The 25505-nt window shown below is 58.9% G+C and carries 20 protein-coding genes and 2 pseudogenes; 9 read left to right on the forward strand and 13 right to left on the reverse strand.

Translation table 11 applies throughout. The features are described from left to right. Positions 1 to 2725: 2725 nt before the first annotated feature. From EAV90_RS15815 to EAV90_RS41715, 5 genes are all read right to left on the reverse strand, one after another. Positions 2726 to 3370 (reverse strand): response regulator transcription factor, encoded by a 645-nt coding sequence (locus EAV90_RS15815; RefSeq protein WP_129143934.1) that lies wholly within the window; start codon positions 3368 to 3370, stop codon positions 2726 to 2728. Positions 3371 to 3915: 545 nt separating this feature from the next. Next, on the reverse strand, positions 3916 to 4494 hold the full coding sequence (locus EAV90_RS15820; protein ID WP_129143935.1) for a TetR-like C-terminal domain-containing protein: 579 nt from the start codon (positions 4492 to 4494) through the stop codon (positions 3916 to 3918). A gap of 133 nt (positions 4495 to 4627) precedes the next feature. Then, positions 4628 to 6316 carry a methyl-accepting chemotaxis protein gene (locus EAV90_RS15825; RefSeq protein WP_129143936.1) on the reverse strand — a complete coding sequence of 563 codons (1689 nt, stop codon included), beginning with the start codon at positions 6314 to 6316 and terminating at the stop codon, positions 4628 to 4630. A 205-nt stretch (positions 6317 to 6521) separates the two neighbouring features. Then, a complete protein-coding gene (locus EAV90_RS15830; RefSeq protein WP_129143937.1) occupies positions 6522 to 7448 on the reverse strand; it encodes a LysR family transcriptional regulator in 927 nt (308 codons plus the stop codon). Between the two features lie 291 nt (positions 7449 to 7739). Continuing rightward, on the reverse strand, positions 7740 to 7961 hold the full coding sequence (locus EAV90_RS41715) for a chloride channel protein (protein WP_208738504.1): 222 nt from the start codon (positions 7959 to 7961) through the stop codon (positions 7740 to 7742). 258 nt (positions 7962 to 8219) lie between these two features. Here EAV90_RS41715 and EAV90_RS41720 point away from each other — a divergent pair, with 258 nt between their 5' ends. Further along, entirely contained in the window at positions 8220 to 8390 is a 171-nt protein-coding gene (locus EAV90_RS41720; RefSeq protein WP_430644732.1) for a LysR family transcriptional regulator, read from the forward strand. Between the two features lie 159 nt (positions 8391 to 8549). Here EAV90_RS41720 and EAV90_RS15845 read toward each other — a convergent pair. Together EAV90_RS15845 and EAV90_RS41250 are read right to left on the reverse strand one after the other, a co-directional pair. After that, positions 8550 to 8986: pseudogene (locus tag EAV90_RS15845) on the reverse strand (EamA family transporter). 534 nt (positions 8987 to 9520) lie between these two features. Further along, a complete protein-coding gene (locus tag EAV90_RS41250; protein ID WP_283810476.1) occupies positions 9521 to 9649 on the reverse strand; it encodes a hypothetical protein in 129 nt (42 codons plus the stop codon). Between the two features lie 332 nt (positions 9650 to 9981). On the opposite strand from EAV90_RS41250, the gene EAV90_RS15855 reads away from it, so the two are divergent. Together EAV90_RS15855 and EAV90_RS40600 are read left to right on the forward strand one after the other, a co-directional pair. Next, positions 9982 to 11283 carry a sensor histidine kinase gene (locus EAV90_RS15855; RefSeq protein ID WP_129143938.1) on the forward strand — a complete coding sequence of 434 codons (1302 nt, stop codon included), beginning with the start codon at positions 9982 to 9984 and terminating at the stop codon, positions 11281 to 11283. Between the two features lie 30 nt (positions 11284 to 11313). Continuing rightward, positions 11314 to 11457: pseudogene (locus EAV90_RS40600) on the forward strand (NADP-dependent oxidoreductase); the annotation flags it as partial. A 778-nt stretch (positions 11458 to 12235) separates the two neighbouring features. On the opposite strand, the gene EAV90_RS15865 reads toward EAV90_RS40600, so the two are convergent. The 5 genes from EAV90_RS15865 to EAV90_RS15885 form a co-directional block, all read right to left on the reverse strand. Beyond that, on the reverse strand, positions 12236 to 13099 hold the full coding sequence (locus EAV90_RS15865) for a class I SAM-dependent methyltransferase (RefSeq protein WP_129144030.1): 864 nt from the start codon (positions 13097 to 13099) through the stop codon (positions 12236 to 12238). 159 nt (positions 13100 to 13258) lie between these two features. Further along, entirely contained in the window at positions 13259 to 14185 is a 927-nt protein-coding gene (locus tag EAV90_RS15870; RefSeq protein ID WP_164936960.1) for an NmrA family NAD(P)-binding protein, read from the reverse strand. A 13-nt stretch (positions 14186 to 14198) separates the two neighbouring features. Next, positions 14199 to 14945: an alpha/beta fold hydrolase gene (locus tag EAV90_RS15875; RefSeq protein ID WP_129143939.1), complete on the reverse strand. Its 747-nt coding sequence runs from the start codon at positions 14943 to 14945 to the stop codon at positions 14199 to 14201. A gap of 142 nt (positions 14946 to 15087) precedes the next feature. Further along, positions 15088 to 16119: an alpha/beta fold hydrolase gene (locus EAV90_RS15880; protein ID WP_129143940.1), complete on the reverse strand. Its 1032-nt coding sequence runs from the start codon at positions 16117 to 16119 to the stop codon at positions 15088 to 15090. A 29-nt stretch (positions 16120 to 16148) separates the two neighbouring features. Continuing rightward, positions 16149 to 17042 (reverse strand): NAD(P)/FAD-dependent oxidoreductase, encoded by an 894-nt coding sequence (locus EAV90_RS15885; protein ID WP_129143941.1) that lies wholly within the window; start codon positions 17040 to 17042, stop codon positions 16149 to 16151. A gap of 114 nt (positions 17043 to 17156) precedes the next feature. Between EAV90_RS15885 and EAV90_RS15890 the strand changes: the two genes are divergently transcribed. The 4 genes from EAV90_RS15890 to EAV90_RS15910 all read left to right on the forward strand — a co-directional run bounded on the left by EAV90_RS15890 (position 17157) and on the right by EAV90_RS15910 (position 22308). Continuing rightward, positions 17157 to 17840 (forward strand): TetR/AcrR family transcriptional regulator, encoded by a 684-nt coding sequence (locus EAV90_RS15890; protein WP_129143942.1) that lies wholly within the window; start codon positions 17157 to 17159, stop codon positions 17838 to 17840. A 183-nt stretch (positions 17841 to 18023) separates the two neighbouring features. Further along, positions 18024 to 19142: an IS110 family RNA-guided transposase gene (locus tag EAV90_RS15895; protein WP_129143943.1), complete on the forward strand. Its 1119-nt coding sequence runs from the start codon at positions 18024 to 18026 to the stop codon at positions 19140 to 19142. Between the two features lie 700 nt (positions 19143 to 19842). Next, positions 19843 to 20592, forward strand: coding sequence for an IS5 family transposase (locus tag EAV90_RS15905; RefSeq protein WP_129144032.1), 750 nt, complete (start codon positions 19843 to 19845; stop codon positions 20590 to 20592). Positions 20593 to 20856: 264 nt separating this feature from the next. Next, positions 20857 to 22308 carry a DUF262 domain-containing protein gene (locus EAV90_RS15910; protein WP_245509543.1) on the forward strand — a complete coding sequence of 484 codons (1452 nt, stop codon included), beginning with the start codon at positions 20857 to 20859 and terminating at the stop codon, positions 22306 to 22308. 607 nt (positions 22309 to 22915) lie between these two features. Here EAV90_RS15910 and EAV90_RS15915 read toward each other — a convergent pair. Continuing rightward, positions 22916 to 23248, reverse strand: coding sequence for a hypothetical protein (locus EAV90_RS15915; protein ID WP_129143944.1), 333 nt, complete (start codon positions 23246 to 23248; stop codon positions 22916 to 22918). Positions 23249 to 23729: 481 nt separating this feature from the next. Here EAV90_RS15915 and EAV90_RS15920 point away from each other — a divergent pair, with 481 nt between their 5' ends. Together EAV90_RS15920 and EAV90_RS40160 are read left to right on the forward strand one after the other, a co-directional pair. Continuing rightward, entirely contained in the window at positions 23730 to 24305 is a 576-nt protein-coding gene (locus EAV90_RS15920; RefSeq protein ID WP_129143945.1) for a tyrosine-type recombinase/integrase, read from the forward strand. A gap of 8 nt (positions 24306 to 24313) precedes the next feature. Then, positions 24314 to 25366 (forward strand): hypothetical protein, encoded by a 1053-nt coding sequence (locus EAV90_RS40160; RefSeq protein WP_245509536.1) that lies wholly within the window; start codon positions 24314 to 24316, stop codon positions 25364 to 25366. Positions 25367 to 25505: the final 139 nt, after the last annotated feature.

A 25505-nucleotide genomic window follows, 5' to 3' on the forward strand; every position in this document is an offset into this window, starting at 1 on the left:
CGATGCTCAGGCCCACCAAGGGGATGCACGCCACCCCTCTCCGCCGCCGTCGCTCGCCAGCGCTGCGCTTTTGGGCAAGCGAGCGACGGCGGCTCCGAGGGGATGGCTCGGCCGGACCCCATGATCAATTTTGCTGAACTTGACGCACAGAACTCATTGGCGGCCCTGAGGCAGGCTTGCCTGCCCCTCGCTTCCGATCTGGAGACCGGACCTCGCGCTTCTGTCGGCAAAGTTAGTCGGGTTGCCGTAACGAAAGCTCATCGCAGAGAGACGAGCGGCGCTTGACATGTATCCGCTGGCCAAAGGGGGAGCAAAGCCGCCGATGACAATGCGCGTTCAATCCGAATCCTGATTTCCTTTCTGCCTCGCCTGTGTTGCCTGCCGCAGCGCTCACTCCATTCTCATTCCAACGGCGCAATCCCGTCAGGTGCGCTCTGCAGCCGAGGTGTCTTGCCGCGATGGCAGCAATGCAAAGCGCTTCGATTGAGAGCGACTCGTCTGAGGCGCACTCGAAGCGGGGCATCTGTCGCGGCGAGCGGTCGGTCGACGTGTTCTGAGCGGGCGCAATTCTTGCGGTGCTCGTATTGAGCAGGGAGGAAACAATCGTCATTTCCTCGACTGCTCAATCGAGTGGACAAACCTACGCCCGACACAGTCCTGTTCAAATTGCGAGATTTCCGTTCCGCTAACGGGCGGCGATCAGAGATGTCCAGCTGTGGCTACGCCGGCGAGGACGATGGTCACGCAATGCCCTGCTCTCGGGGGTTCTCTTGAGCTCTCAGGTGTGGAACGCACGGTAGCAGCCATCTGTGCTACAGGCATATCCGTACTGGTTTCATCAACCTTTGGCGGACCTGCACAAGAGTTGCTATTAGCGCATTTTCGCGGTTGTGAGCCGACTCAGGGTTGCTTTAGTTCGCCATCCGGATGTTCGGACGTTCGGTATTCGTCGGAGCTGGGAGCAGGTTCAACCCCGTGGAGGCGCATCACCCGATTTTGTGGCGATCGTTCCGAGGCGGTCCAAACGTTGTCCTGCCGAGAACAAGTCACGAGAACGAGTAGCGTACGCGTGCACTGCCATTCGGCACCCAGCATCTCGGACGAGACGGGGTGTGGACATGCTGCAATACCAGCGCCACAGCCGATGAGTGTCAGGGCGATGCGGGCGACCACAGTCGACATTCGGGGAACGAACTTCATGCGCTTTGCTCGATAACAGTGAGGGCTTCCCGGCTCGCCGGACATTCACGTGAGCGACGGTTGCCGATGCCGATCGAGGTGCAACCGCAGCCTTGTCAACCATACCGATCTGGTCGAGGTCGGCTGACCACCGCTGCAGTTTCAACCGGCAATAGTCGAGCCGAACTGAGTCCACTCTTCAGCTAGTGCGTACCGACTTTTTCAGCAGAAGCATGAGCGTTCCCGCTGGCGGGGGCTGACACGCGATTGCAAGAGCCACTGCCGTTGAGCTTGGATGCGCGGCATTGATCCAGGATCGTGAAGCCATAAGTCTTACTTCCGTCAGCTCGGCTCAGAAACCAGCTTTCTTTTGCTGGGGGCGCGGCATGGACCACCTGCATAGTTGTGAGAACGTATCCTACGCAGCAGATGGCCGCGAGCGGCAGAGTGCCACAGCGGAACGCTGTCTTCATGATAACTACCTCCGTTCTGGTCGAACCCAAATCGGGCACACGAAGAAGCTAGGTTTGACTCATCTATTCTGGAAATGAATTCTTCTAATTTGGCATTTCACGCTATGCATATGGGACAATACTTCTCTCCAACCTTTGGATGCATCAAGCCGTTCAACCCGCGACCGCTCGGGCCCACTTGCTTTTCCTTCGAGAAAAACTTTGAGGGTGCTCGGCTGTGAGCTGATCAGGCGGGCACGCTACTCGATGATCTCGGCGTAGGCAGAGGGAGGGCGCTCTTGCCCCCTCGCCATGATCTCGTCGGAGGCAGCCTTCAGGCCCTAGAGCTTGAGCGCGTCTGGCGCAACCCAGCAAATAGCTTTCTGACGCGAGCGCAATTGTCCCGGGGGGTAAGCGCCGCGCAAGATACTTCTAGCATCTGCGAGCAAGTCGCTGAGCTCCCCAACTCATACGCCCCAGCTTTCCTCTTTCCTCAGCAAATCTGCGGATTATCTCCATGGTCGCAAATGCCCCCTGGCTGGTTCGCGGGCGCTTCCGGATAGCTGTCGCCTGGCGTCGGGGAGTTCCAAAGAGTCCCAGCTGTGCTTTGGCCAGTGGGGGAGATGCTCAAGTAATGGCGTGTGAAATGCCCTTCGGTCCGAGGGTTCTCGTAGGCTCTCAGGGGCATAGCAAGCATAGTAGTGGCAACCAGCGCTACAGGCAGGATCATTTTCGCCATCATCAACCGTCTCCATTCAAACGCCGAGAACGTTTGCTCTGGGGTGAGGTATTGACAGATGCGACGGATCCAAACACAAAGCTAAGTCACGCTGTTTCAATGCGCTGTGAGCCCATTCAGTCGCAACTCCGAGTAGGTTTAACTCCCGAGCTGGCGCTTTATTGCCGAGCTCAAGTGATCAGACCAAATCTGCACTGCCAGTCGGTAACCAGCACCTCGGACAAGACGGGGAGCGCCAGGCTGCAATGCCAGCGCAATAGCGCCGGTTAGCATCAGGGCGATGCGCGCGGTCGTTTTCGACCCTCTGAAAGAGAATTCCATGCGCTTTGTCGGAGATGCACCCTGCGGTGTCCTTTCAAGATGAATCCCGTAGGGTCGTCCGCATAACGATGCGAATGAGATCGGCATAGTTCCTGGCCCCTAGCTTCCTCATGATATGCGAACGATGGTCTTCGACCGTCCGCGGACTGATTCCGAGACTTCGTGCCGCTTCCTTGTTCGAATCTCCCAGGATGAAATGCTCTAACACTTGTCGTTCCCGCCTGCTCAGTGGCTCGGCTCCCGGGAAATAATCCAAGTCAAGCTCTGCATACTTGCGTTGCCGTTCTTCATAGAGCTGTAGGGCGCTGGTGATGCGGTCGAGCAATTCAGAGCCCCGAAACGGCTTCTCGATGAAATCAAGAGCGCCAAACTTCATCGCGGAAACAGCCAGCGATATGTCGCCTCGGCCCGACATCGCAATTACAGGGGCTGGATACTTCTCGGCTTGCAGCTCCTTAAGGAGTTGGATCCCAGATTTGCCTGGAACGAATACGTCAATCAGCATGCCAGCGGGAATTCGCTTTCGCGCAGTCGCCAGGAATGCATCGGAGTCTGCAAAGCAGACAACCTCAAATCCCGCCTTCGTCAACACCATCGAGATCATTTCGCGGGTGCCGCGCTCGTCCTCCAGCACAAATAGTTCAATGCGCGATTGGGGTACGGAGAGTTGACGATGCATTTCGCAGAACGCTATTTTCCGACAGATGCATCATCAAAGACGCAACGCGGAACGTTTCCGAGTTCGGTTGCAAAGAAGTAGTGCCAACGTTTTGTCGGTGTCCAAGACTTATCAGCACCCGTTCCATATGTTTTGCGTATGGGTCACCATGCTGATCCAGGCCGCCGCCACAAAGCGCCCGCGAGACATCTAACAAAGACGCGAGCTCACGCCCGTCTCTCCTGCCGTTGGATTGGTTCTTCACCGTCTGCGAGCAGAGCTGGCGCACCTATACTCGCCTACAGACGCCTGACACGTTCGAGGCTGATCACGTCGTCCAATATGTCGTAAAGCCGCAGACAAATAGCATCTAAGGGCACCGGGGTGGCGGCCGTGCGCTTTACTGAACAGCCTTTGGCCAGCCCGGCAGCCGCAAGAGCCGCCTGCAGCGCTTGGACAAGTGCATCTGGCGATAGCTCCATCGCCGCAAGCTTCACCTGAGGCTGTAGCTGCCGACCATGTGCAACTGCCTCCGCTTCCCGCTCTCTTTCCGAGTTCAATTACATTTACTTTGCAGCCTTTCCTGTTGATTGCACGCTTGATGGATCCGCAGCACCCTCATGGGACAAAAGGATAGTCGTCCCGGCGATGAATATCTCGACCGCGGTGCTAAAAGGGTCGGCACGAACTGCCGCAAGAACCGGGTCAAACATCTCGTTCAGTACGAAACCGCGGACTAGGCTTTGCAAAGTGTACAACGCCACCTCCACATCTCCGCGGTACAAGCCGCACTCCACGAATTGATCCCTGATGAACTGAAAGAGCCGGGCGTGGGCATCGCGCCATTCCGGGCTGTCGTTTGCAGGAAGGAGAAACGCCGCGGCGGATAGGACCGGACGTTCCGACGCATAGTCGCGCATCGCCTGCGCGACAGCCCTCACTGCGCTCTGCGCCCTGCGATCGCCGCGCGCACGTTGCAACCGCTCGAGGAGTTCGCGCTGAGCTTTGCAGGCGAGAAAGGTTCGCACCTCGTTGACATCCGACCGCCGTGCACCGGTGTAGGCCTCCAATTCGGCGAGAAGATCGTAGGCGATTTTCCTGTCCCACGATGTCGAGAGAATCTCTTCTACCGAGCACTTATGCATTCTGGACCTCTCTTTTCGACGGGCCCCTAGAAGAACCCATCCAACGCTTGGGACTTCTCGGCGAGCACGCCGCCAGACGCTCGCCCGAATTCGACAGCACGGAGTTCGGTCGGCCTGCCCTGCTCGTTGCGCCTTACGCCGCTCTGATAGTTTCAAGGAATTGGCGGACTTCCAACTTGAGCCGACTGCTGTCTGCTGCGAGCGCCTGAGCGGAAGACAGTACCTGGCTCGCCGCCGAGCCAGTCTCGGCGGCTCCATTGTTGACCTGTCCGATGTTTGTGGCCACCTCTGAAGTACCTGCCGCGGCTTGTTGGACGTTGCGCGAGATCTCGCGTGTAGCGGCGTTCTGCTCTTCGACAGCCGCCGCGATCGTTGCGGTGATCTGCGAGATGTTGCCGATCGTGCTTCCGATCTCCTTGATAGCCGTCACCGACTCCTGCGTCGCGGCCTGTATGGCCGCGACCTGTTCAGAAATGTCGTGTGTCGCCTTTGCGGTCTGCGCAGCGAGTTCTTTGACCTCCGCAGCCACCACGGCAAACCCCCGACCGGCTTCGCCAGCCCGGGCGGCCTCGATCGTTGCGTTAAGTGCAAGAAGGTTGGTCTGGGCAGCGATCGCGTTGATCAATTCAACGACGTCTCCAATCCGCCCTGCCGCTGCCGTTAGCACGACGATCCGTCCATCGGTCGCCTCCGCCTGGATCACCGCCTGCCGAGCTATGCGCGTGGAGGTTTCGACCTGTCGTCCGATTTCCACGATGGACGACGTCATTTCCTCAGTCGCTGAAGCGACCGACTGAACATTGCTGGAGGCTTGGTCGGATGAGGAGGCAACAGCCAGGGATAGATCCTCAGTGGACCTTGCCGTCTTGGTCAGAGTTCCCGCGGCAGCTTCCAACTCCGTGGAAGCGGAGGACACGGTATCGATGATCTCTCCCACCGCCGCTTCGAACTGTCCGGCAAGCCGATGCATCTCGTTCTTGCGCTCTGTTGCCCCCCGCGCTTCAATATCCTTTTGCTCCGCCTCGAGTTGCCGCACTCGAATGGCATTATCCTTGAACACCTGAACAGCTTTCGCCATATTGCCGATCTCATCCCGGCGATGCGCGTGCTCGATCTCGATCGCAAGCTCATTCCGGGCAAGCCTATCCATGGCTCTGGTCATTTGAGCCATAGGGCGTGTAAGACTCAGATTCATGGCGAGTAGCCCGGCGACGGCTATGATGATCATTGCGATTCCGCCCGCCGCGATCGTTACGTAGGTCGAAGAACCGGCGGTGGCGGCCGTGGCGGCTCGTGCCGACAGCAGAGATGATTCGTCGTCAATCATTTCTTTTGCAAGCGCCCTCAGAGCGTCCATCGATTTCTTTCCGGCGCCGGACGCTTCGAACTGCCGCGCTTCGACAGTTTGCCCGCCCTTCATAAGAGACACTTCCTTGCGCGCAACAGTGTCGAACCAACTCGCCGAAGCTGTCTTAATGTCCTCCAAGCGTCTTTGCTGGACTGGATTGTCCGATGTGAGCCTCTTCGCCTCCAACCAGACGGCCGCGAACTTCTTTTCCGCATTATTGAACGGCTCAAGAAAGCGCTCATCGGTCGACACCAGATAACCGCGCACACCTGTCTCTGCATTCACCATGGCCTCGGTCATACCGTTGACTTGATCCAAGACCTTGTACGTATGCGTGGTCCAGTGTGAAGCCTGCTCCAAGATCGAAACATTCCTCCAACTCAGCGCGCTGACCAACAGCGCGATCGCTGTGAGCAGCAAGAACATTCCGCCAATCTTGTACGAACTCTTTAGGTTCAGGAACGATGCGAACATGGGGTCTCCAGATCAGGTCAGCTAATGGATAGTTCTCGCTTAGAGCCCGGCCCGCATACGCTCTCGCGATTCATGGCAAATTCAGTTGCCCGCATCAGGACTGTCCTCGCAAGCAGTGAGCAAACCTCTAAATAACGACTCCGCAAATTCACGGATCGAGGGCGATCGCCCCTGAATTTCGATTGCGGAATCCAGCCTAAGGCCGTTAAGCGGAATTGCCCCCGTTTTCTCCCATGGCCCCTTTCGCACGCACCAGGCTGCGTGCGAGGAGAACAAAATCTCTCGCGGCGCGCGAAGCATCTCTGCTCCGACGCGCCAGGCAGAGATCTGAGCGCAGTACATGTCCTTCAATGGGCACGTATGTAATGTCGGTGGACAACAGTTTGGTAGCGGAACGGGGGACGATCGATATGCCAAGGCCCGCAGCGACCAACGGAAGAATCGCGACGGTTTGTGGCGCCTGCTGGCCCAAAATAGGATTGTATCCAGCGGCACGACAGGCGGCTATAACGGCGTCGTAATTGTCGGGGTTCAATTCGCGCGGATAGAACACAAAGACTTCTTTCGACAATAGCGCAAGCGGCACTGACTCCAGGCGCCCCAGCTTGTGCGATTTGGGCAGCGCCACAACAGAGTCCTCTGAGCCCAGCGGCTCGAGAACGAGTCCGCTGCGACCACCAATCGGCGACCGGAGTACGGCAACATCGATGTTTCCGGTTCGCAATCTAGCGGTCAGCTGTGCCGTGTTGCTCGCCTGAGGGATTAAAGTGATGTCCGGATAACGTTTTCCGTATTCCTGGATAATTTGCGGAATAAGCGGATAGAAATAGGTGCCCCCGCTAGACCCGAGAATCAGCCGTCCAGTCTCCGCCCTGGCGCGCTGGCGAACCGATGTTTTCGTCGCTGCAACCTGCTTCAGAATGAGCCGCGCTTCTTCGAGAAGCACCTTTCCGGCATTGGTCAACTCCATGCCTCGGACGCGGCGAATCAACAGCTGCGAGCCGAGCTCCTGCTCGAGCTGGCGGATCTGTGCGCTGAGGGGTGGCTGACTGATGCCGAGGCGCTCGGCCGCACGCGTAAAGCTCAACTCCTCGGCAACTGCGACGAAGTAGCGTAAATGGCGAAACTCCATTGAACAGGCCCTCAACTTGCAACTTCCGATGAGGCCTGCCCAGGGCGCTAACTGGTTTGTGGCCTCCCGTCGTAAGGGCGGTACCCCGTATTGCGCTCGTTCTGACAATTACTTCATCGATGCTTCGCCCAGCACCGCAACTACACAGATAGATCGGCCTCTCTCACCTTCACCTGACTGGTCGCTCGACCGTCGGTCGGGACCCTTGCTCAGATGCTGCCAACGGAACGATTCCATTCCTGCACCGCTGTGGCGCCGATGGTTCCTGCCGCAATAGAAATCAGGGAATCCTTATCTTAGCTGCGTGAGTTCAAGAGTCAGGAAGACAGCCGTGATCGGCGTCTTCATCGAGACGCCAAGGAAAGCTGTGGCGCCCACTATCGCATAAGCCCCTCTGGCACGCCAAAGCCAGCGAGATTCCAAGCAGCGCCAAGTACGACCGAGAGCAATGCGCCGATCGCGAGTCGAGGTCTCGAGTCCACCTTCGGCACCCGCCTGCAGGCTGCCTGTCATTTGCGACGAGCTTCGCCACAGAAAGAGCAGCGAGCTTCACCGGTAACCTTGCGAGCAATAGATCCGGCGCCGCCAAAAGCGCACCCTGGCACTTAAGCCCCCATCGCGAGGGCCAGAACGAATTATTCATAGTCAAGGACATGATTGGATATTAGGACGCGACGTCATCCGTTTCCAAATGAATTGTCCTAATTCCTCAATTCGCGGACCGAATGTGAGCTGTATTGCGCCTTCGTATCCCGAGCTTAACTGCTGTTGGTGTTTGATGCCGCGCTTCGGGAACAAATCGTCGTAGGGGCAGCGGATGCGCTGGCGACCAGTCAGCGGGCTCTGAGCCATGCCCCTCGCCGCCTTCGTCATGCCCTGAAGGACCACCTTTTGCAGCGGACGGCGGCTATGATCGGACCGACAGCAACAACCGCGGCATAATTTTTCACCGCAATCTTGAGGGCATTTTCATGGTCGTCGCGATTGGCGGGACAACTCTCTCGCCTAGTTCACTAAGTGGATTTTTGAGTAGGCGCTAGGACCGGCTGGGTCTTTCTCTAAGCAAGACGCTCCTTGATCGCATAGCGGTGCCAATGCACATCAGCATCGGTAGGCAACGAGAACGGCACCGCAGGCGATCAGAAATACGCCGAGCCAATTTGGCAGCGCAAGCCGTTCACCTAGGAAGAGCACAGCAAATAGTGATACGAAGACTACGCTGAGCTTGTCGATCGGAGCAACGCGCGCGACATCCCCGAGCTTCAATGCGCGAAAGTAGCAAATCCATGAAGCGCCCGTCGCGGCACCCGACAGGATAAGGAACAACCACGTTTTGGCCGATACGGTGGATGGCTGTTGCCAATTACCTGCGGCGCAGACGATCAGTGCAGCCATCAACAGGATGACCGCAGTGCGGATAAGCGTCGCAAAATCGGAATTGATGTACTCAATGCCGACCTTTGCGAAGATGGCTGTAAGGGCTGCAAATCCTGCTGAAAGCAGCGCCCAAATCCCCAGGAGAGCAGCAAGTTCCTCATCGCGTGCAGCCGTATGGTCAGGGAAACGTGCGAGCGAGCCGTAGCGCGGCGATCAGTGCTGCAACGGACAGAGTTACCAACGGTGCGATGTAAACAAAGGACGCCAACGTTTGTCCGCGCTCAATCAGGTAGTAACGGTCCAGAGAGAAGCCCCCGCACATGCCGACTGTCAAGTGTGATAAGTCCTCTTTAGTGGCGAACAGTCCGACGAAAGCACCCATCAGAAATGAACCAGTCACGTGGATGACGAGTGTGCCCCCTCGTTCCGACAGCTCTTCCGCTCCAACACCCACTAAATGTCGCGCGATGATCCGAGCGCGTCGCCAGCCGCTACAGCAAAGGCGACTTGCGGGTCATTTGCATGCTCCTGCACGCGCTCTCGTACGTTGGTAGGAGTCATCAGTCAACGCGGCGTTTATCGCGCTCCCCTTGAATATCAAATCGGATACGCGAAAAAGGCTCCATCGACAAGCCGACCTGCGGCCAGATGGAGCTGGTAGCGGCGCACGTCCTCAAAGCTTGCCGTCTCCGCGATCACGCGTCAAACGCCGCGAAGTTCTTGGCCCTATGCTCGTACTCATGTGGGGTCTTGGGCGCGAACCTGCCGATCGTCATGTCTTCGCTCATGCGCGCGCTTAACGTGCTCACTGCCTCGTCGATCATGAGATGCTCCCGTCCTGGGTGAATGGTTGTGAACCCCTCATCTCAAGAGAAGACGCTCCGTTGCGCTATCCTCCTGGCTGTGTCGCCTGCCGCAGCGTCCTACCGCGCTAGCGGTTTAGTCCTCTCGCCTTTTTGAGACTGGCCGACGAGCGCAGAGATACGTCCGCTCATCGAGCAACACCGGAAGTGGTCGCCAGACGGTCAACTGACGCTGTTGGGCCAGAACGAACGTCCGACGCATTTTTCTCAAGCTCGAACCCCGCGAGAACTTTCCGAGTGGCGGCTGGAGCTGTACCATATCCGACGGCAAGGTAGATCGGGAAGGAGCGGCGATGAACCAGTTCAAAGCCGGCGAGGCGCCTGAAGCTGCTCACGGCCATTCGGATTTGCAAATGGAGCTGGCCGAGGTCATTCGTCAGCGGGCGGCCATCTCGGCAGTGCTGCGCGCCATTGCAAGTTCGCCACACAACTTGCAGCCCGTATTCGACACCATCCTCGACAGCGCGAGACGGCTCTCGCGAGCTGATTCGGGTGTCTTCCGTCTTATGGAGGAAGCAGGTCTTCGTCTCGTTGCGAGCAAAGTGAGCCCCACCGTGTTGGAGGAGTTTTCACCGCCCCCAAAGCTGGTGGGACCCGGCAGCTTCTATGATCGCCTGATCGCAACGAAGTTGCCGTTCCACATCCCCGACGTAGCCGCACATGAACTCTATCGTGCGGGAGAGCCTCTCGCCGTGACTCAGGTTAAAAGAGGCTTTCGGACGCTCCTCTTCGTGCCGATGCTAAGAAACGAGGAGCTAATCGGATCACTTTCTTTTGCGCGGCAGCACGTAGAGCACTTTACGGAGAAAGAGATCGAACTGGTCACAGATTTCGCAGCGCAGGCAACCATTGCATTGGAGATTGTTCGTCGTGAGCAACAATACCGCCAGTTGCAGATGGCCCTGGCGCACGCGAACCGCATCGCCACGATCGGTCAACTCACAGCCTCTATCGCGCATGAACTCAAGCAGCCGCTTGCCGCAGTGGCGATCGATGGAGGTGCCGCCTTGCGGTGGCTCGCGAAACAGCCCCCGGACAACGACAAGGCAAGAGGTTCTGTCGAGCACATGATCAAAGACGCCGACCGGGCCACCCGCATCATTGGTGGCTTGCGTGATCTCACAAATCAGAACGCGCCGCGGGCGGAGGTCGTGGACCTCAAAGAGGCGATCGATGAGGTGATAGTCCTGACCTACAGCGAAGCTGTCAAATCCGGCGTCACAGTGAGCACGCGTGTGTTGCCTGAGCTGCCGCGTGTTCAAGGCGATCGGGTCCAACTGCAACAAGTGATGCTGAACTTGATCGTTAACGCTATCCAGGCGATGAGTGGTACTTTGGAAGGCCCACGCGAGTTACAGATCAGCGTCGACCCCTCCGAAGGTGGCGTGCGCGTCGGGGTGCGGGACACCGGCCCGGGGCTGAGCTCGGAGAGCCTCTCGCGCCTGTTCGAGCCTTTCTACACGACAAAGCCCGAGGGCATGGGCATGGGGCTATCTATCTGCCGCTCGATCATTCAAGCCCACGGCGGACGGCTGTGGGCGATCGCGTGCGAACCGCAGGGTGCTCTATTTCAATTTACGATCCCTGCCCCCTGAGCAAAGATCGTGATTGTGACTTAATGCCCGGACGCCGCCAAATTGAGCGAGATCGTCCAGAGGGTGCGGGACGGAAGACTGCGGACAAACATCGGAAAGGTCTCCTCCGTCGACGAGGCACTCGCCACCTTCAGTTCGGCCCAGCGACGGCAGGGCAAGACGATCATTCAGGTTCGCTCGCAAGAGATTGGGGCATGGGCGACGGGTTCAGCTCTCCCTGGAGAGCTAGCGTTCCGCTTCTGGATGCGTGCCGAGTGTCTTGGCATGCATCCAGGCGAAGAATGCGAGCGTCAGCCCGTCTTAGGTGGAACGGCGACCATCCCAAGGAGCGGACCTCAACCCGGTACGGATCTTACTGCCTACTTGCAGAGCCTACCTGTGACTTATAAGCTTTTCGTGAGACTGATAAGGTTTGTGGCTTTTCCTTATCAGTGATCAACTGACTCCGTTTTGTTAGTTTCCTTATCAGTCCGCAGACTGACTCCGTTTGCGGGAGGTTGTCCTGCTCCTCGGCAGGCTTGATCCATCGCGCCGTAGTAATCTCGGTGTCGTGGACAACTTTCTTGCGGCTCAGCCCGCGCGATCGAAGGCATTTTCGTCATCCACCAGAACGCTCTGCCCGGTTTGTCTTACTCTCGCTGTTGCCCCTCAATTTATGAATGCAGGCAGCTCACTGCCGTCATGGCGCACGCGACAGCTAGGCACATTGCCGATGAGAACGCCCATCCAGAGGATGTCTTCTTCAGTTCGACACCAAGCTACCCAATCGGCCGAGTGGCTCCATCTTCTTCCCGGTCTAATGCGATGAAGCCACCGCAGAACTAGTCAGAGAAACCTAGACTAGGGCGCGTGCTCATAAATCGCTTTGCTCCGACACCGTGGATACGCCCTCATCTGATCCCGCTGACCGGCCAAAGGCCACCGAGCGCGGGCGTCTTCCCCTCTTAATCCCTCAGCTTGCCGGATTGCGCGCCGTGACGATCCACGTCGCGCTGCGGACCACCACCGACCGATCACCAAGGCAACTCGCGAAGGCGGCGCGAACCGCGGCCGAGGCGCGGGCGCGGATGTCTTCGGGCTGATCAGCGAGCGCGCGCGACAGCGGGCCGACCTCCAACGTCATCTTCACCGCCTCGGCGATCGCCGCATCCCGCGTCGCGCCCTCGCCAAGCGGGACGGCAGCATCGAAGGGCGCGAGAGCGATATCAGTGAAGCCGGCCGCCGTCAGGATCCGATTAACCCGCCCCGGGTCGCCGAGCGAGAATGGACCGGGCGCTTCGGGATCGGGCGGCGCCGTCGGCGGCACGATGCCCTTGATCGCGCCCATCGGCAGGCGCATCCAATCGTTCTCGGCCACGCCGCGCCAGCAGACGAAAGCGACCCGGCCGCCCAGCTTCAGCGCGCGGCGCATATGGGCGAACGCCTTTGTCGGATCGTCGAAGAACATCACCCCGAAACGCGAGAACAGGATGTCGAACGCCCCCTCGGGCAGCTCGGCGCTGCTGGCGTCGGCCACGCGGAACAGGACCGGCGTATCCTTTGGCGCACGCGCGCGCGCTCGGCTGATCAGCGGTTCGGAGATATCCACGCCCAGCACTTGGCCCCCCGCGCCGACGCGGGCGGCCAGAGCCAGACTCGACGCGCCCGCGCCGCAGCCGACGTCCAGCACGCGCTCGCCCGCCGCGGGCGCGGCGGCTTCGATCGCGGCCTGGCCGAACACCGCCAGTCTGGCGTCGAGCCGGGCCTCGTGGACGACCCAGCGCTCCCCGCTTTGGCCCTTCCAGTCGGTGACCTGATCCGCATTTCGCTCTGCCATGACATATCCTTGTTCTGGTTCGTTCTTGACGAAGCTCTCCGATGCCAAAGCGCGCATCGTCTCCAGCGCTTTCGCCTCCAGGCTACCGGTCACTGGGCGCAGTGGTGACCGCCGGGGACTTCCGAGACGATGCAGTTCATCCGGCCTGCGAGCGAAGGATTAAGGCTTGCGCGCGTCTGCCTTCAGAAAGTCGTTCTGATGCGCGCGCACGAAATCCTCGATCGACATCGGTGACACACCTGTCAGCAGCTTCACATCGTCGGAGGATCGGTCGTATCGGCCATCCCGGTGCAGCAGTGCCATCGACTCCAGGTGCGCGACCACGTGTTCGGATGCGCCAAAGGACTGCAGGCTCCCCAGCCACCGTTCCATCGGAATGTTCATGTAGGTGATTGGACGCCCCAAGACTCTTGTGAAATCTTCGGCGACCTCGCGAAGCGTCTCCGCACGAGGACCGGTCAGCTCGTAGACCTTTCCAAGGTGAGACTCGGGATTCGCCAACACCTCTGTCACGCACCGCGCAACATCGTGGGCGGCGATTGGCGACGTCTTTCCCTCTCCAAAGGGCAACATCAGCGCGTCCTGAGCGGTGACCGTCGGAACGGCAAATCGCCAGAAGAACGCGTCCATGAAGGCGGTCGGACGCATCGTGACCACCGGCAAGCCGCTCCACTGCAAGACCTGCTCGGCGAGCCAGTGCTGCTTGTGCTGCGGGCTGCGCGCGGTCTCGCGGATGCTCATTTCCGAGACTGTCATCTGGGACATGTTGACGAATGCTTCGACGCCGTGGTGCCGTGCAACCACCGCCACGTTCGTCGTAGCCTCCAGATACTTCTCGTTGACCGACATGCTGAAGTACAGGCGCTTGCAGCCATCCACGGCGCGGTGCACCGCGTCCAGGTCGAACAAATCTCCGACGATCACCTCGGCACCAAGTGCCCTCAGCGATTCCGCCCGTCCGTCATCCTGGCGGACCATGGCGCGCACCTTCAGCCCGCGCTCCAGCAGAGACTTCGTCACGCTCGGTCCGATCGCTCCAACTTGGCCAGCGGCACCGGTGACGAGGATGGGATGGGAGTGCTTCATGTCAAGGTTTCCTTCAGATGTCGGCATGAATCGCCTCGACGACCGCGGCGGGGTGGGTCAGCGGGATCATGTGTGCAGCCCCGGGGACAACGACCGTGCGGGCGTCGAACGCTCCCGCGAGCAGACGGCTCACCGACCGCGGAGCGGCCGACGTTCGCTCGCCGACGAGGACCGAGGCCGGCACCGCGGTCGAGGTGAACTCGGTGAGCGTGGTCCGATCGGCTGCGCTGGCGGTCATCTCGAGCCGCAGCCGCGGTACGAGCCCTGCAACCAGCGTACGCCCCTTCTCGCCCAGCGCGTTCCACGCGCCGGCGCCGCTCCAGTGCTCCACCAACAGGCAGGCGGCCGCAGCGTGATCAGGCAGCGCGCGCATGAACCGATCGCAGAGGGTCTGCACCTCGCGCAGGGCGTCTTCCTCCCCGGGCACGCGCAGCACGCTGATGACCATAGGATCGACCAACGTGAGCCGCGCCACGCGAGACCCGACGGCCAGCCGCAGGTGTAGCCCGAAAAATGTCCCGATCGAGTGGGTGACGAGGTGGAACGCGCCGACGCCCTGCATGTCGAGCCAGCCGCGCAGGTGGGCCACCTCGTCCTTTGGCTGCCACGCCTCGCTCGGTGTGGGCGACCGTCCGTACCCAAGCATGTCGGGTGCCAACACCCTGGCGCCGTGCGCCTCCAGACCCGTGCGGACCGCGGCCCAAGAGTAGGAGCCGGTGGCGGAGCCATGGAGGAGCACAATGGGAAGGTCGTCGGTCATCGGAGATCCTGAGTTGGGAGTGGCGCAGGGTGTCCTGCGGGGGCAGCCTGTCAGTCGGCTTTCCGAGACACCGGAGCCCCGCGGCAACCGAACCCGTTTCTTTGTGCGCGAGTTTGGCGACGGCGCGAGGCCGCCCGGGACCTTAACCGCGCCATGCTTGCGGAACCTTCGCACCCAGCCAGCGCGCGAGGCTTGCATTGACCTCGACAGGCTTTTCTTGTGCCATCCAGTGCCCTGAGGAGATCCTATCGATCGTGAGATCGCGACAAAGCTTCTTCATCGGTTCGGTCAAAGGCGAGTTCACGCAGTCGCACGTATAGTCATATTCCGCCTCCAGAAAGAGAACGGGCATGTCGAGATGGTCGTCATTCAATGCCTCAAGTGCATAGCGAGCGTTGGCTGCATGATTCATGTAGAGGGAGGCGGTGCCGTAAAAGCTCGTTCGCTCGTAGGCTGAGACGTAGGCGTGCAGGTCGCTCTCGGTGATGATCCGCTCATCACGAGGAACGTTCGGAGCGACGCCCTTTCCGCCGAACCAGCCTCCATCACGGCGAATCTGGGACGCCACCGCCGGCTTGCCTTTCCCATCGGGATCGCCCGCACGAAACAGCGTCTTGAAGGTTGCTGCGACGTTCGCCTCCATGGCGCTGGTGGCCTTCTCGAAATGCTCTTCGTAGAAGCGCTGGTACTCCCAGTTGCCGAACGGATATTCGCTTTGTGGGTACAGATCGCGGTTGACCAGCCCGACGAGCACATCAAGTCCGTGCTCGAACGTTGCAAAGGGTATGCACAAGTTGGCGACCGCGAGGCAACGGTCCGGATGGTGGCTGGCGATGTTCCAGACGGCCACCGCTCCCCAATCGTGCCCCACCCAGATCGCCTTTTCCTGACCGAGGGAGTCGAGCAACTCGATCATGTCGGCGACGAGTTCGCGCTGGGCGTAGGCGTCATGCGTGCTGTAGAGCGAGGACCTTCCATGCCCCCGCAAGTCCGGTGCGATCGCCCGGAAGCCGAGTGCACCGAAGATTGGAAGCTGATGCCGCCAGCTCAATGCAAGTTCTGGCCAGCCATGGACGAAGATGACCGGCGTGCCTTGGCTCGGGCCGCTTGCAAAATAGAAAGTGCTGTTGCGTGAACTGTGGAAGGTGTTCTCTGTAACTTGAACTGGCGACATCGGGGAGCGCTCCTCTTTGAACTGTGCGCTCAAACCAGCATCGACTGCTGGGCGAAGATACCCGCCATCGCGCCTTGCGATGATGCCTGGGTGACTGAGGGCAAGAAGGGCGTGGTGAGGTCGCCGGCGGCGTAGATGCCAGGCGTGCTGGTTTGACGGCGCTCGTCGACCTTGAGGACGATGCCGGCGGGCGTAGCCACGGTGGCAAGGCCCAGTGCTTCGTGCAGGCTTGCGGACGGCTTGTTGCGCGGATGGGCGAACAGGATGTCGACTGCGACGTTGCTGCCCGTATCGAGATTGACGGTGGCGATATGGCCCTTGTGATGGGCGATCTCGGTAATCCGGCCATCGACGACAGGTATTTTGCGGCGCGCCAGATCGGCCTGGATATCGGGCGGAATGTCGTGACCATCGGCAAAGACAGTCAACTTGTCGGTCCAATCGAGGAACAGCCTGGCCTGATTTTGCGACTGCGGGCCGGACCAGACGAGGCCCCAATGCTGGCCGGCGACTTCAAAGCCGTCGCAATAGGGGCAGGGCACGATGGACGTGCCCCAGCTTTCGGCAAAGCCCGGAACATCAGGCATCTGGTCGGCGACGCCATAGCTCAGGATCAGGCGCCGCGCCCCAAGGCTTTTGCCATCGCCAGTGAGGACGTTGAAATCGTCGATCGCGCCGGAGACGCTGTCGGCGCGGGCACTGACAAGTTTGATCGCGGGATAACGCGCCAACTGCCGCCGCGCCTCCGCCAAGATGTCCAGCGGCGGCTTGTGATCGTGGCCGAGCAGTCCATGCGAGTGGCCGGCGAAGCGGTTGCGTGGCAGACCCGTATCGAGAACGGTGACCTTGCGGCGGGCGCGGCCGAGCTGCAGGGCGCCGGCGAGACCGGCAAAGCTGCCGCCGATGATGATGACGTCATCCATGGTGATGGGCTCCGTTGGAGGACAGGTCGAGACCTACCCATTGGCTTGCGCATTTCAGATACTTCATGGTATCATAATTCAAGAATTAGGATACTGTCAAGTACTGGAACTGCCGTGACCGAAAACAGCCGGGGCCGGCGCGGCCGGCCCGCCAACGAGGCGCTTGGCCAAACGATCATCGACGCCGCGAGCGAACTCTTTGTTGAATTGGGTTTTCAAGCGACGACATTGGACAAGGTCGCCCAGCGGGCGAAGATATCCAAGCTCAGCATCTACAGGCACTTCGAGAACAAGGAGGCGCTGTTCAGCGCGGCCATCGCGGCCGGCTGCCATCAGTTTGCACAGGCTCTGTTTGAGGGCGTCGACGGTTCAGCCGAAGATCAGCTCATGGCGGTGGGATCATCCCTGCTTCGCATGCTGATGAGGCCGGACGTCAGCAATGTCGAAGCCATGATCATGGCCGACAAGACCAATCAAAAGTCGTTAAGCAAGCTCCATTACGAAGCCCGCCCCGCCCATATCATCGCCCAAATCGAGGCCCTGTTGCGTCAGTTGCACGCGAAGGCGGTTCTGAACGTGCCCGATCCACTCCGGTCCGCCCGCTTGTTTGCCGCGCTTTTCAAAGGATCCGATCTCTTGATTATCGCACGCTTCGATCAGGCGAGAGCAGAGGACGACATTGAATCCTATTGCCGGTCGGCCGTCGCCATGTTCATCGCCGCGCACCGTTTCAACGACCACGTGGGCGGAGATTTGCCTGCCCCAAAGTCAAAAAAACAAAACTTGAATCGTGCGTGATCGCGTCGGCCAGCAGATCAAGGCAGGCCAGCCGATCATGAAAATCGACGAGTCGGCCACACGGTCCGACTAACGTCCGCTAGACTGTATGTCCCCTCCACAAAATGAGGCGACTCACCCTCGATGTTGCGACGAGGGTTGCCTGGATGGACCGGGCAGAGCCTCAAACAAGGAGGGCGAGTCGTGGGTCATCATACCGAGGTCTTTGTCGGAATCGATACGTCAAAATCGCGCAATGCAATAGCCATTGCCGATGGCGGCCGTGGCGGCGAGGTACGATATCTCGGGGAGTTTTCTGCCACGGAGGCAGCGATCCGAAAGCTGGTGGCAAAGCTTGCAGCGAAATGCTGTCATCTGACGTTTTGCTACGAAGCAGGGCCGACAGGATATGGCCTCTACAGACTGCTCAAGAGCCTCGGCCATGACTGCCTGGTGGTGGCCCCCTCGCTCGTTCCGAAGAAGGCCGGCGATCGAGTGAAGACGAACCGGCGCGATGCGGTAAGCCTCGCCAAGCTGTTGCGCGCGGGCGAGCTCACCGCGGTGTGGGTGCCGGACGAGCGCCATGAGGCTATGCGCGATCTCTCGCGCGCCCGTCAGGCAGTGAAGAAGGACCTCCAGGGCAAGCGTCAACAGATCTCGTCATTGACGCTGCGGCTGGGACGCATCTATCCGGGCAAGACAACGTGGGGACCAGCCCACATGAGATGGCTGATGTCGCAGAAGCTCGAGCATCGCGAGCAGCGCATCGCATTCGAAGAGTTACTTGAGGGGATACGCCAGGAAAGTGAGCGGATGGAGCGTTTGGAAGATGCCATCCGCGAGGTGGTACCCGAGTGGTCGCTTGCCGAGGTTGTCGCGGCCCTGCAGGCGATGCGGGGGATTGATCTCATTGCGGCTGTGGGGGTGCTGGCCGAGATCGGTGATCTCTCCCGCTTTCAAAATCCGCGCGAGCTGATGGGCTATCTGGGTCTGGTGCCCACGGAAAACTCGACTGGCGACAAGGTCAAGCGCGGCGGCATCACCAAAGCCGGTAATGGGCGGGCGCGACGTATTCTTGTGGAGGCGGCCTGGAGCTATCGATATCCGCCGCGCGTGAGCCGAGACAAGCAGCCTAAGGTGGAGGCCGCGCCGAGAGGCGCGCGAGAGATTGCGTGGAAAGCGCAAACCAGATTGTGCGGACGCTTCCGCTCACTCGAGCGGAAGGGCAAGCGGCGAACCGTAATCGTCACGGCGATTGCCCGCGAGCTATCCGCCTTCATTTGGGCAATCAATCGCGAGCTCATGCCACCTCGACAGGCGTAACGTCGTTGGGGGCTGTGGACCGCTCGAATCGTGAGGTGCGCTCGACCGGCCCACAGCCCCCTTTGTTGCAAAGGAGTAGTCGCAGACATCAATCGTGCAGAGGTGAAGGTGGGACCACGGCAGGGGAAATCCTGAAACCCATTATGTGGCCGATCATCCGATCGACGCCCGACGCTAGACCAGGGACAGCCCCAGACGAAAAAACGGAAATGCGGTATCCAACCCGCGCATCAGAGCCTGTTCACCGACGTCTTTGGGTCCCGCCTTCTCCTCTGCACGATCCATCGGCGCAAGAGCTTCACGATGAGTCCTCGTGGAGATGGGAAACCGTGCGCTGTGTGCTTGACTGGGGACATCAGAATGGGATGGCCCGGCCGTGCTCTCGCCCCGCCAGCAAGCGAAGCTGGCAAGGGGCGCTAAAGACAAGGAGCACGCCATGTCTCAGACACCCAATACCGCAGTCGCCGTGATCGGGATCGATATCGGCAAGAACTCGTTCCACGTCGTGGGCCACGATGCGCGCGGCGCCATCGTGCTGCGGCAAAGGTGGTCGCGTGGCCAAGTGGAAGCGCAAGATTTGAGCGGGGGTCGTCGTGTGGCAGATGTCCGCTTTGACCTGAAAGCGCCAAACCATCGCCAGCCAAAAGGTTGCGTTTGGCCGGGCGCTCATGATTCAACTCGCATATTTGGGGCTCAAATCATGCGCTACGAACTTGCCGATTGTGAATGGGTTGCCATCAAGCCGATGTTGCCGAACAAGCCGCGTGGCGTTCCTCGGGTAAACGACCGACGTGTCCTCAATGGCATCTTCTGGGTCTTGCGATCCGGGGCACCTTGGCGTGATCTGCCCGAAGCGTTTGGCCCATACACCACTTGCTACAACCGGTTCGTCCGCTGGCGGCGGGCTGGTGTCTGGGGCCGCATCATCGACGCGCTCGCCGCTGCCCATGATGCCGCTGTCCAGATGATCGACACCTCCATTGTCCGAGTGCATCAGCATGGAGCCTGCATCACACGAAACCAGCGCCAGGCGATGGGGAGGTCACGCGGCGGCTTGACGAGCAAAATTCATGCGGTGGTCGATAGCAAGGGTCTGCCGGTACGGCTGGCGCTGAGCCCCGGCGAGGCACATGATGTTCGACTCGCTGGAAAACTGCTGTCTCGACTGAAATCCGGGTCGATGCTGCTTGCGGATCGTGGCTATGATGCCGACTGGATCAGAGAGCTTGCCATGAAGAAGGGCGCGTGGGCCAACATTCCACCGAAAAGCAATCGCAGCGATCCGATCTGCTTCAGTCCCTATCTCTACCGCGCTCGCAACCAGGTCGAGCGGTTCTTCAACAGAATCAAACAATGTCGTCGGGTGGCAACGCGCTACGACAGGCTCGCCGCTAACTACCTTGCCTTCGTACAGCTTGCATCGATCAGGGTATGGCTGGCTGCGCGTTAATGAGTCCAGGTCCTAGCACTACTTTGGCAGAACGTGTTTGCGCCGGTGTTTTTCAAGGATTTGTCTCCGGCAATGCGGGCATGGCTGAGACGGCGGTCGAAGGATGAGATCAACGATGGCGTGACGCACGGCGGGCATGGTTGGCTGAGGCGGGGGACCGTTGATTCTTTTTTTTCCGCCCCGCGTGTGCGAGGCGACGATGTTGCAGGAAGGCGTAGGCAATCCTCGGTGGTGGACGGGCAGCAGCGTCTTAGCACACTAACAATGCTGTTCGCCGCATTGCGGTCGGCGATGCCCGAAGCAGCCGATGATATAACGGATTTCCTCTACAAGAAGGGCAAGGCGAGCCTTGGCGAAAAGAACGAGTACCGATTGCTCGCGCGCGAAGAAGACGCTGCGTTTTTTCGCACATTCATCCAGGAGCCCGGCGGGATCGAACGACTGATAGAGAGCACGGAAAAGCTCGAAGACAGCCGACTTCGTTATCGCGAGAACGCCAAGCTGCTCATGAGCAAAGCGCAGGCACTCTCTCCTGTAGATCGCGACGCGCTTTGGAAATTTCTGGCCAATGATTGCTCATTGGTCGTGATCTCAACGCCTGATCTTGAGGCTGCTTATCGTATCTTCTCGGTCCTAAACAACCGCGGACTCGACCTTGCGCCCATCGATATCCTCAAAGCAAACATTCTCGGATCGATCCGAAGGATTGCTGGCGAGGTCAAGAGTCACGCCTATGCAAAAAAATGGAGCCAGATCGAAACCGCGCTTGGTAGGGATGCATTCGGGGAGCTCTTTGGACATATTAGGACCATCTACACGAAGCAAAAGCAGCGGGCGACCCTGGTCAAGGAATTTCAGGAGAATGTCACCGAATACAGCTCGCCTATTGAGCTGATCGAGAATGTCATCGAACCGTATGCGCAAGTATGGGATTTTATCCGCGAGGCCGGCTTTGAAGCCACGGAATTGGCAGAGTCGATAAATGACCATCTCTCTTGGCTTAACAGGATTGATTTCAAAGATTGGGTTCCTCCCGCGCTCCTTTACTTCAAAAGATTCAGGAACAAACCAACGCTTCTCAATGAGTTTTTTAAGCAGCTTGAGCGACTCGCGTACTTCCTGCTCGTTACCCGCGAGGGAATTAATGAGCGCATTGAGACTTTCGCCGCCCTCACAAAGGAGATCGAACCGGCCTCGTTCAAGGGTGATGTGGAAGCTCTCACCACACTCAAGCTAACACCAGAGCAGCAGCAGGAATTCATCGAGGCCCTTGACGGGGATATTTACAGACGCCTGCCCAAGGGGCGCATGGCGCTGATACTGAGGCTAGAAGCACTTGTCAGCGACGGAAGCAAGAAACAGGCTTTTGATCAGCTCTCTCTTGAACACGTTCTTCCGCAAACGCCGCCGGAGGGATCGGAATGGATGAAGTGGTTTCCTGATGAGGCGATACGGGATTCATGGACCCATAGATTGGCCAATCTCGTACCGCTCCACATCCGCAAGAATCCATCTGCCAGCAACTACGATTTCGAGACGAAGAAGAACGTATATTTCACAGGTAAAGGCAAGGCTTCTCCGTTCATCTTAACCAATGAGGCCCGAGCTCAGGCTACTTGGAAGCCTGAATTTCTTGGAGACCGACAGACACGCTTGTTGGCCACGTTGTGTGCGCATTGGAATCTAAGCAGCCAGCCGCCTAAGCCTCAACACTGAACGGCGGCGCTCATGAGATCAGGACCAGTCCTGGCGCTTTCAATCTCGGGGCAATCAAGGCGAACCAGGTCTGCAGATCGACGTCGTCGATTTTGGCGCTCTGGTTCACCGTGAAGATGGCGGCTGCCCGGGGACTGTCTGCGCCACCTAGCCTTCGCTCGCCTCCGACCGGAACGGGTCAACGCGCAGGTTGAATATTCAATGTAAGCTCTAGCCTCGATCGTCCAGAGGCCGCGAAGCGCGGTCCCCTGCTTAGGAGAAGCGCGTCTTGGAGAAAGACCGTCATTGGCAGGTTGCTTTTTAGTCACGGCGAGACCTCACAGATCGAGAGATCGGTGTCGCATTTGCAATCAGGAAGGTTATTACAAAATCGATTTTCAGTGTTCGCTAATATGACCGATAAGCAATCTCTCATTTGCTTATCAGTTCGTCGGCCGATTTTTTTACAGAATCGCTTGATCGTTTTCAGAGTGACCGTAGTTATTTTACCCGATAAGCCAGGTCTTTTCCAAACGACGCAGGGCGGTCGGCGGCACGTAACTGTTGCTGGCCGCCGACCCACCACTAATCATGCTAGTCGGTCAACTCCGCTTTTTCAGCGCTACGGCTACTCAATCTCGTCTAAAATACTCCAGGCGCGATCACGCGAAGCCTCTAGTATTCGCACCATTTGCCCGATGATCTCGCTCCATTTCATTAGGTTACCTACAATGCAACCGTCGATTTCGTCTTCGACGTCGTCCTCATGAGCTTCCATCAAATCCGAGATGACAAACTCCTCTAACCGCTGCAACTGAATGAGCATACTGCCGACAAACCGGAATTCCGCATTATCTTGGATTGGCGAAATTACTGCGCGGTATTCTGACGCTCGAAACGTTTCCGTCACTTCGGCTAGCTTTCGTAGCCGCTCTTTTTGAACCGTAGATTTTCTATTCATGATCAAGTCTCCGATTGGAATGCGACGCCTATTGCGCTCGCTCCCTCCTTTACAAGATCGGCTTACGGACAGACGCTGCTGTGTGAAAAGATCCTTCGCTCGCTGCGGCTTGTCCGCGGTCAGGTGCGGCTGCTACTGAACGGGATGCTTCGTTTCGGATGAATTCCTTGATCGTGTCGTCGGGGCTAAAAGTCACAATGGGGGTACGCATTTCTGTCTCCAGCAAATAGGCCGCAGCCGCCGTTAACCCGTACAGCTGTAACAGCGAGCTCCTGCGCAGCCAATCACACGCAAGCTGTGGGATTCGACCCTGTTGGCTGCGTAGCTAAGACATGAGGCCTGAGCTGCTGGCTCGTGCAAAGCGCTGCGCAGCAAAGAAGTTCCGCGCGTGGGCTTACAACCTACCGACGACACAATAGAAATTTCCCTTGCGCGCTGAGTCATACGCTCTAGAATCTCACTGCAACTGGTTTGAAATAAGATGGCTGGCAAGCAAGCGAAGACTCTTTCGACTGATCACATCGACGATCTCTTGTTTTTCGCCGAGCGCTCTCGCCACCCAATTCGTAACCGTCTGATCGTTCTGCTCTCGGTCAAGGCGGGTCTTCGCGCCGCCGAGATCGCCAATTTGACATGGGCCATGCTGCTCGACCCGAGCGGCGAGGTTGGCAGCACGCTCGAAGTTCGCGACGAGATCGCCAAGAAGCGCAGCGGCCGCTCGATTCCAATTCATCCTGAGCTTCGGCAAACTCTCGTCGAGGCGCGGCAGCTGTCTCGGGGGCAAGGCCCCCTCATTAGATCCGAGCGCGGCGGTGCAATGACACCGATGAGCATCGTTGTCTGGTTTAGCCGCGCTTATGAGGAACTCGGGTTCGAGGGATGTTCGTCGCACTCGGGGCGTCGAACTTTCATTACGCGAGCGGCTCGCTCGGTTCACAAGGCAGGCGGTTCACTGCGAGATGTTCAACTGCTAGCTGGCCACCGATCCATTCAGACGACGCAGCGCTATATCGACGGCGACAGCGACGCTCAACGGAGGCTGGTATCCCTCATCTAGCGACCAACGTGCCGCGGCAACGCACCGCAAAGGGTCGCACCGACAAAAGGCTGGTCGCGGCGAGAGCCTCCGATCCGCTGGGGCGGGCCGAAGACTTGATCCGGACTGTATGCGCGGTCGCCGGTTCGATGTCGTTCCTTGAGGAGATCGACGACGAGGCTCAGCACGCAGGCTTGGTTCAAGCCGTCGCCCTCGCCGACACGCCACGAATTTTCGACTGGTTGGTCACGACGTTCAGTTTCCAAGGCATCTCCGATCGCGTCGCGCGGGGCTACATCTACAAGCATGGCACCGCGTCCTGGTCGGGGATTGCGGCGAGCGAGAATAACGCTTCCTCTTGCCCGAAGCTACGCAGCTACTGGCATTTCGAAGGCTGCCGATACGACAAGACCAGTTTTACCTGTGCGGAGCCCGACCACATCGATGCGTGCGCCCTGCCCCGGCCGCGCCTGCGCAACGGCCGACTGAATCAAACCGCGTACTCGCTCTTCTTGTTCGTCCGCGACCTCGCCAACGACGATCTGGTGGGCTGGATCGACAGCCAACTGGACGGCGCAAAAGGTGCGACCAGGGTGGAGTTGGAAGCGGCGCGTCAGGAAGCCTTGATCGGCCCGCTGCGAAACGTTTACGGCGTCTCCGACAAGATATTGATGATGACGCTCTCGACGCTGCTGATCGGCGCGCGCGAGCAACGGCCGACATGGCTTGAAACCGGTACCGCAATGATCGCAGTAGACACGCTGGTTCATAACTTTCTGCATCGCACTGGCATTTTACAGGACTGTGGTAGCTCTCACGCTTATGGCGCTGCTTGTTATGGTCCGGGCGGCTGTGCGGAGATCATCAGGACCGTGGCCGGCCGTATCAATACGCGCACCTTGAACCCAGCATTCCCGCGGAGGTTCGCCAGGTTCGTACAGAATGCGATTTGGAGGCTCTGCTCACTCGACGGCCTCAACTTGTGTAATGGCAACCGAATTGACGACCGACGAGCCTGCCAAATCGGCTACTGCTACCTGCATCAAAGGTGCGGTCGAATACCGTTAAAATCGCAAAAATAGACGTAAAAACAGCTACTTATAGTGCGTTTTTAGCGCAGATTTCGCTTGAGGCATCAAGGCGATTTGCTTATACTCGCTCTACAAGGTCTAACAACGACTTTGCAATTTATAGTGGAGACACTTTCGTGATTGATTTGCC

It is taken from the genome of Bradyrhizobium vignae (genome assembly GCF_004114425.1).
Taxonomy (GTDB): domain Bacteria; phylum Pseudomonadota; class Alphaproteobacteria; order Rhizobiales; family Xanthobacteraceae; genus Bradyrhizobium; species Bradyrhizobium vignae.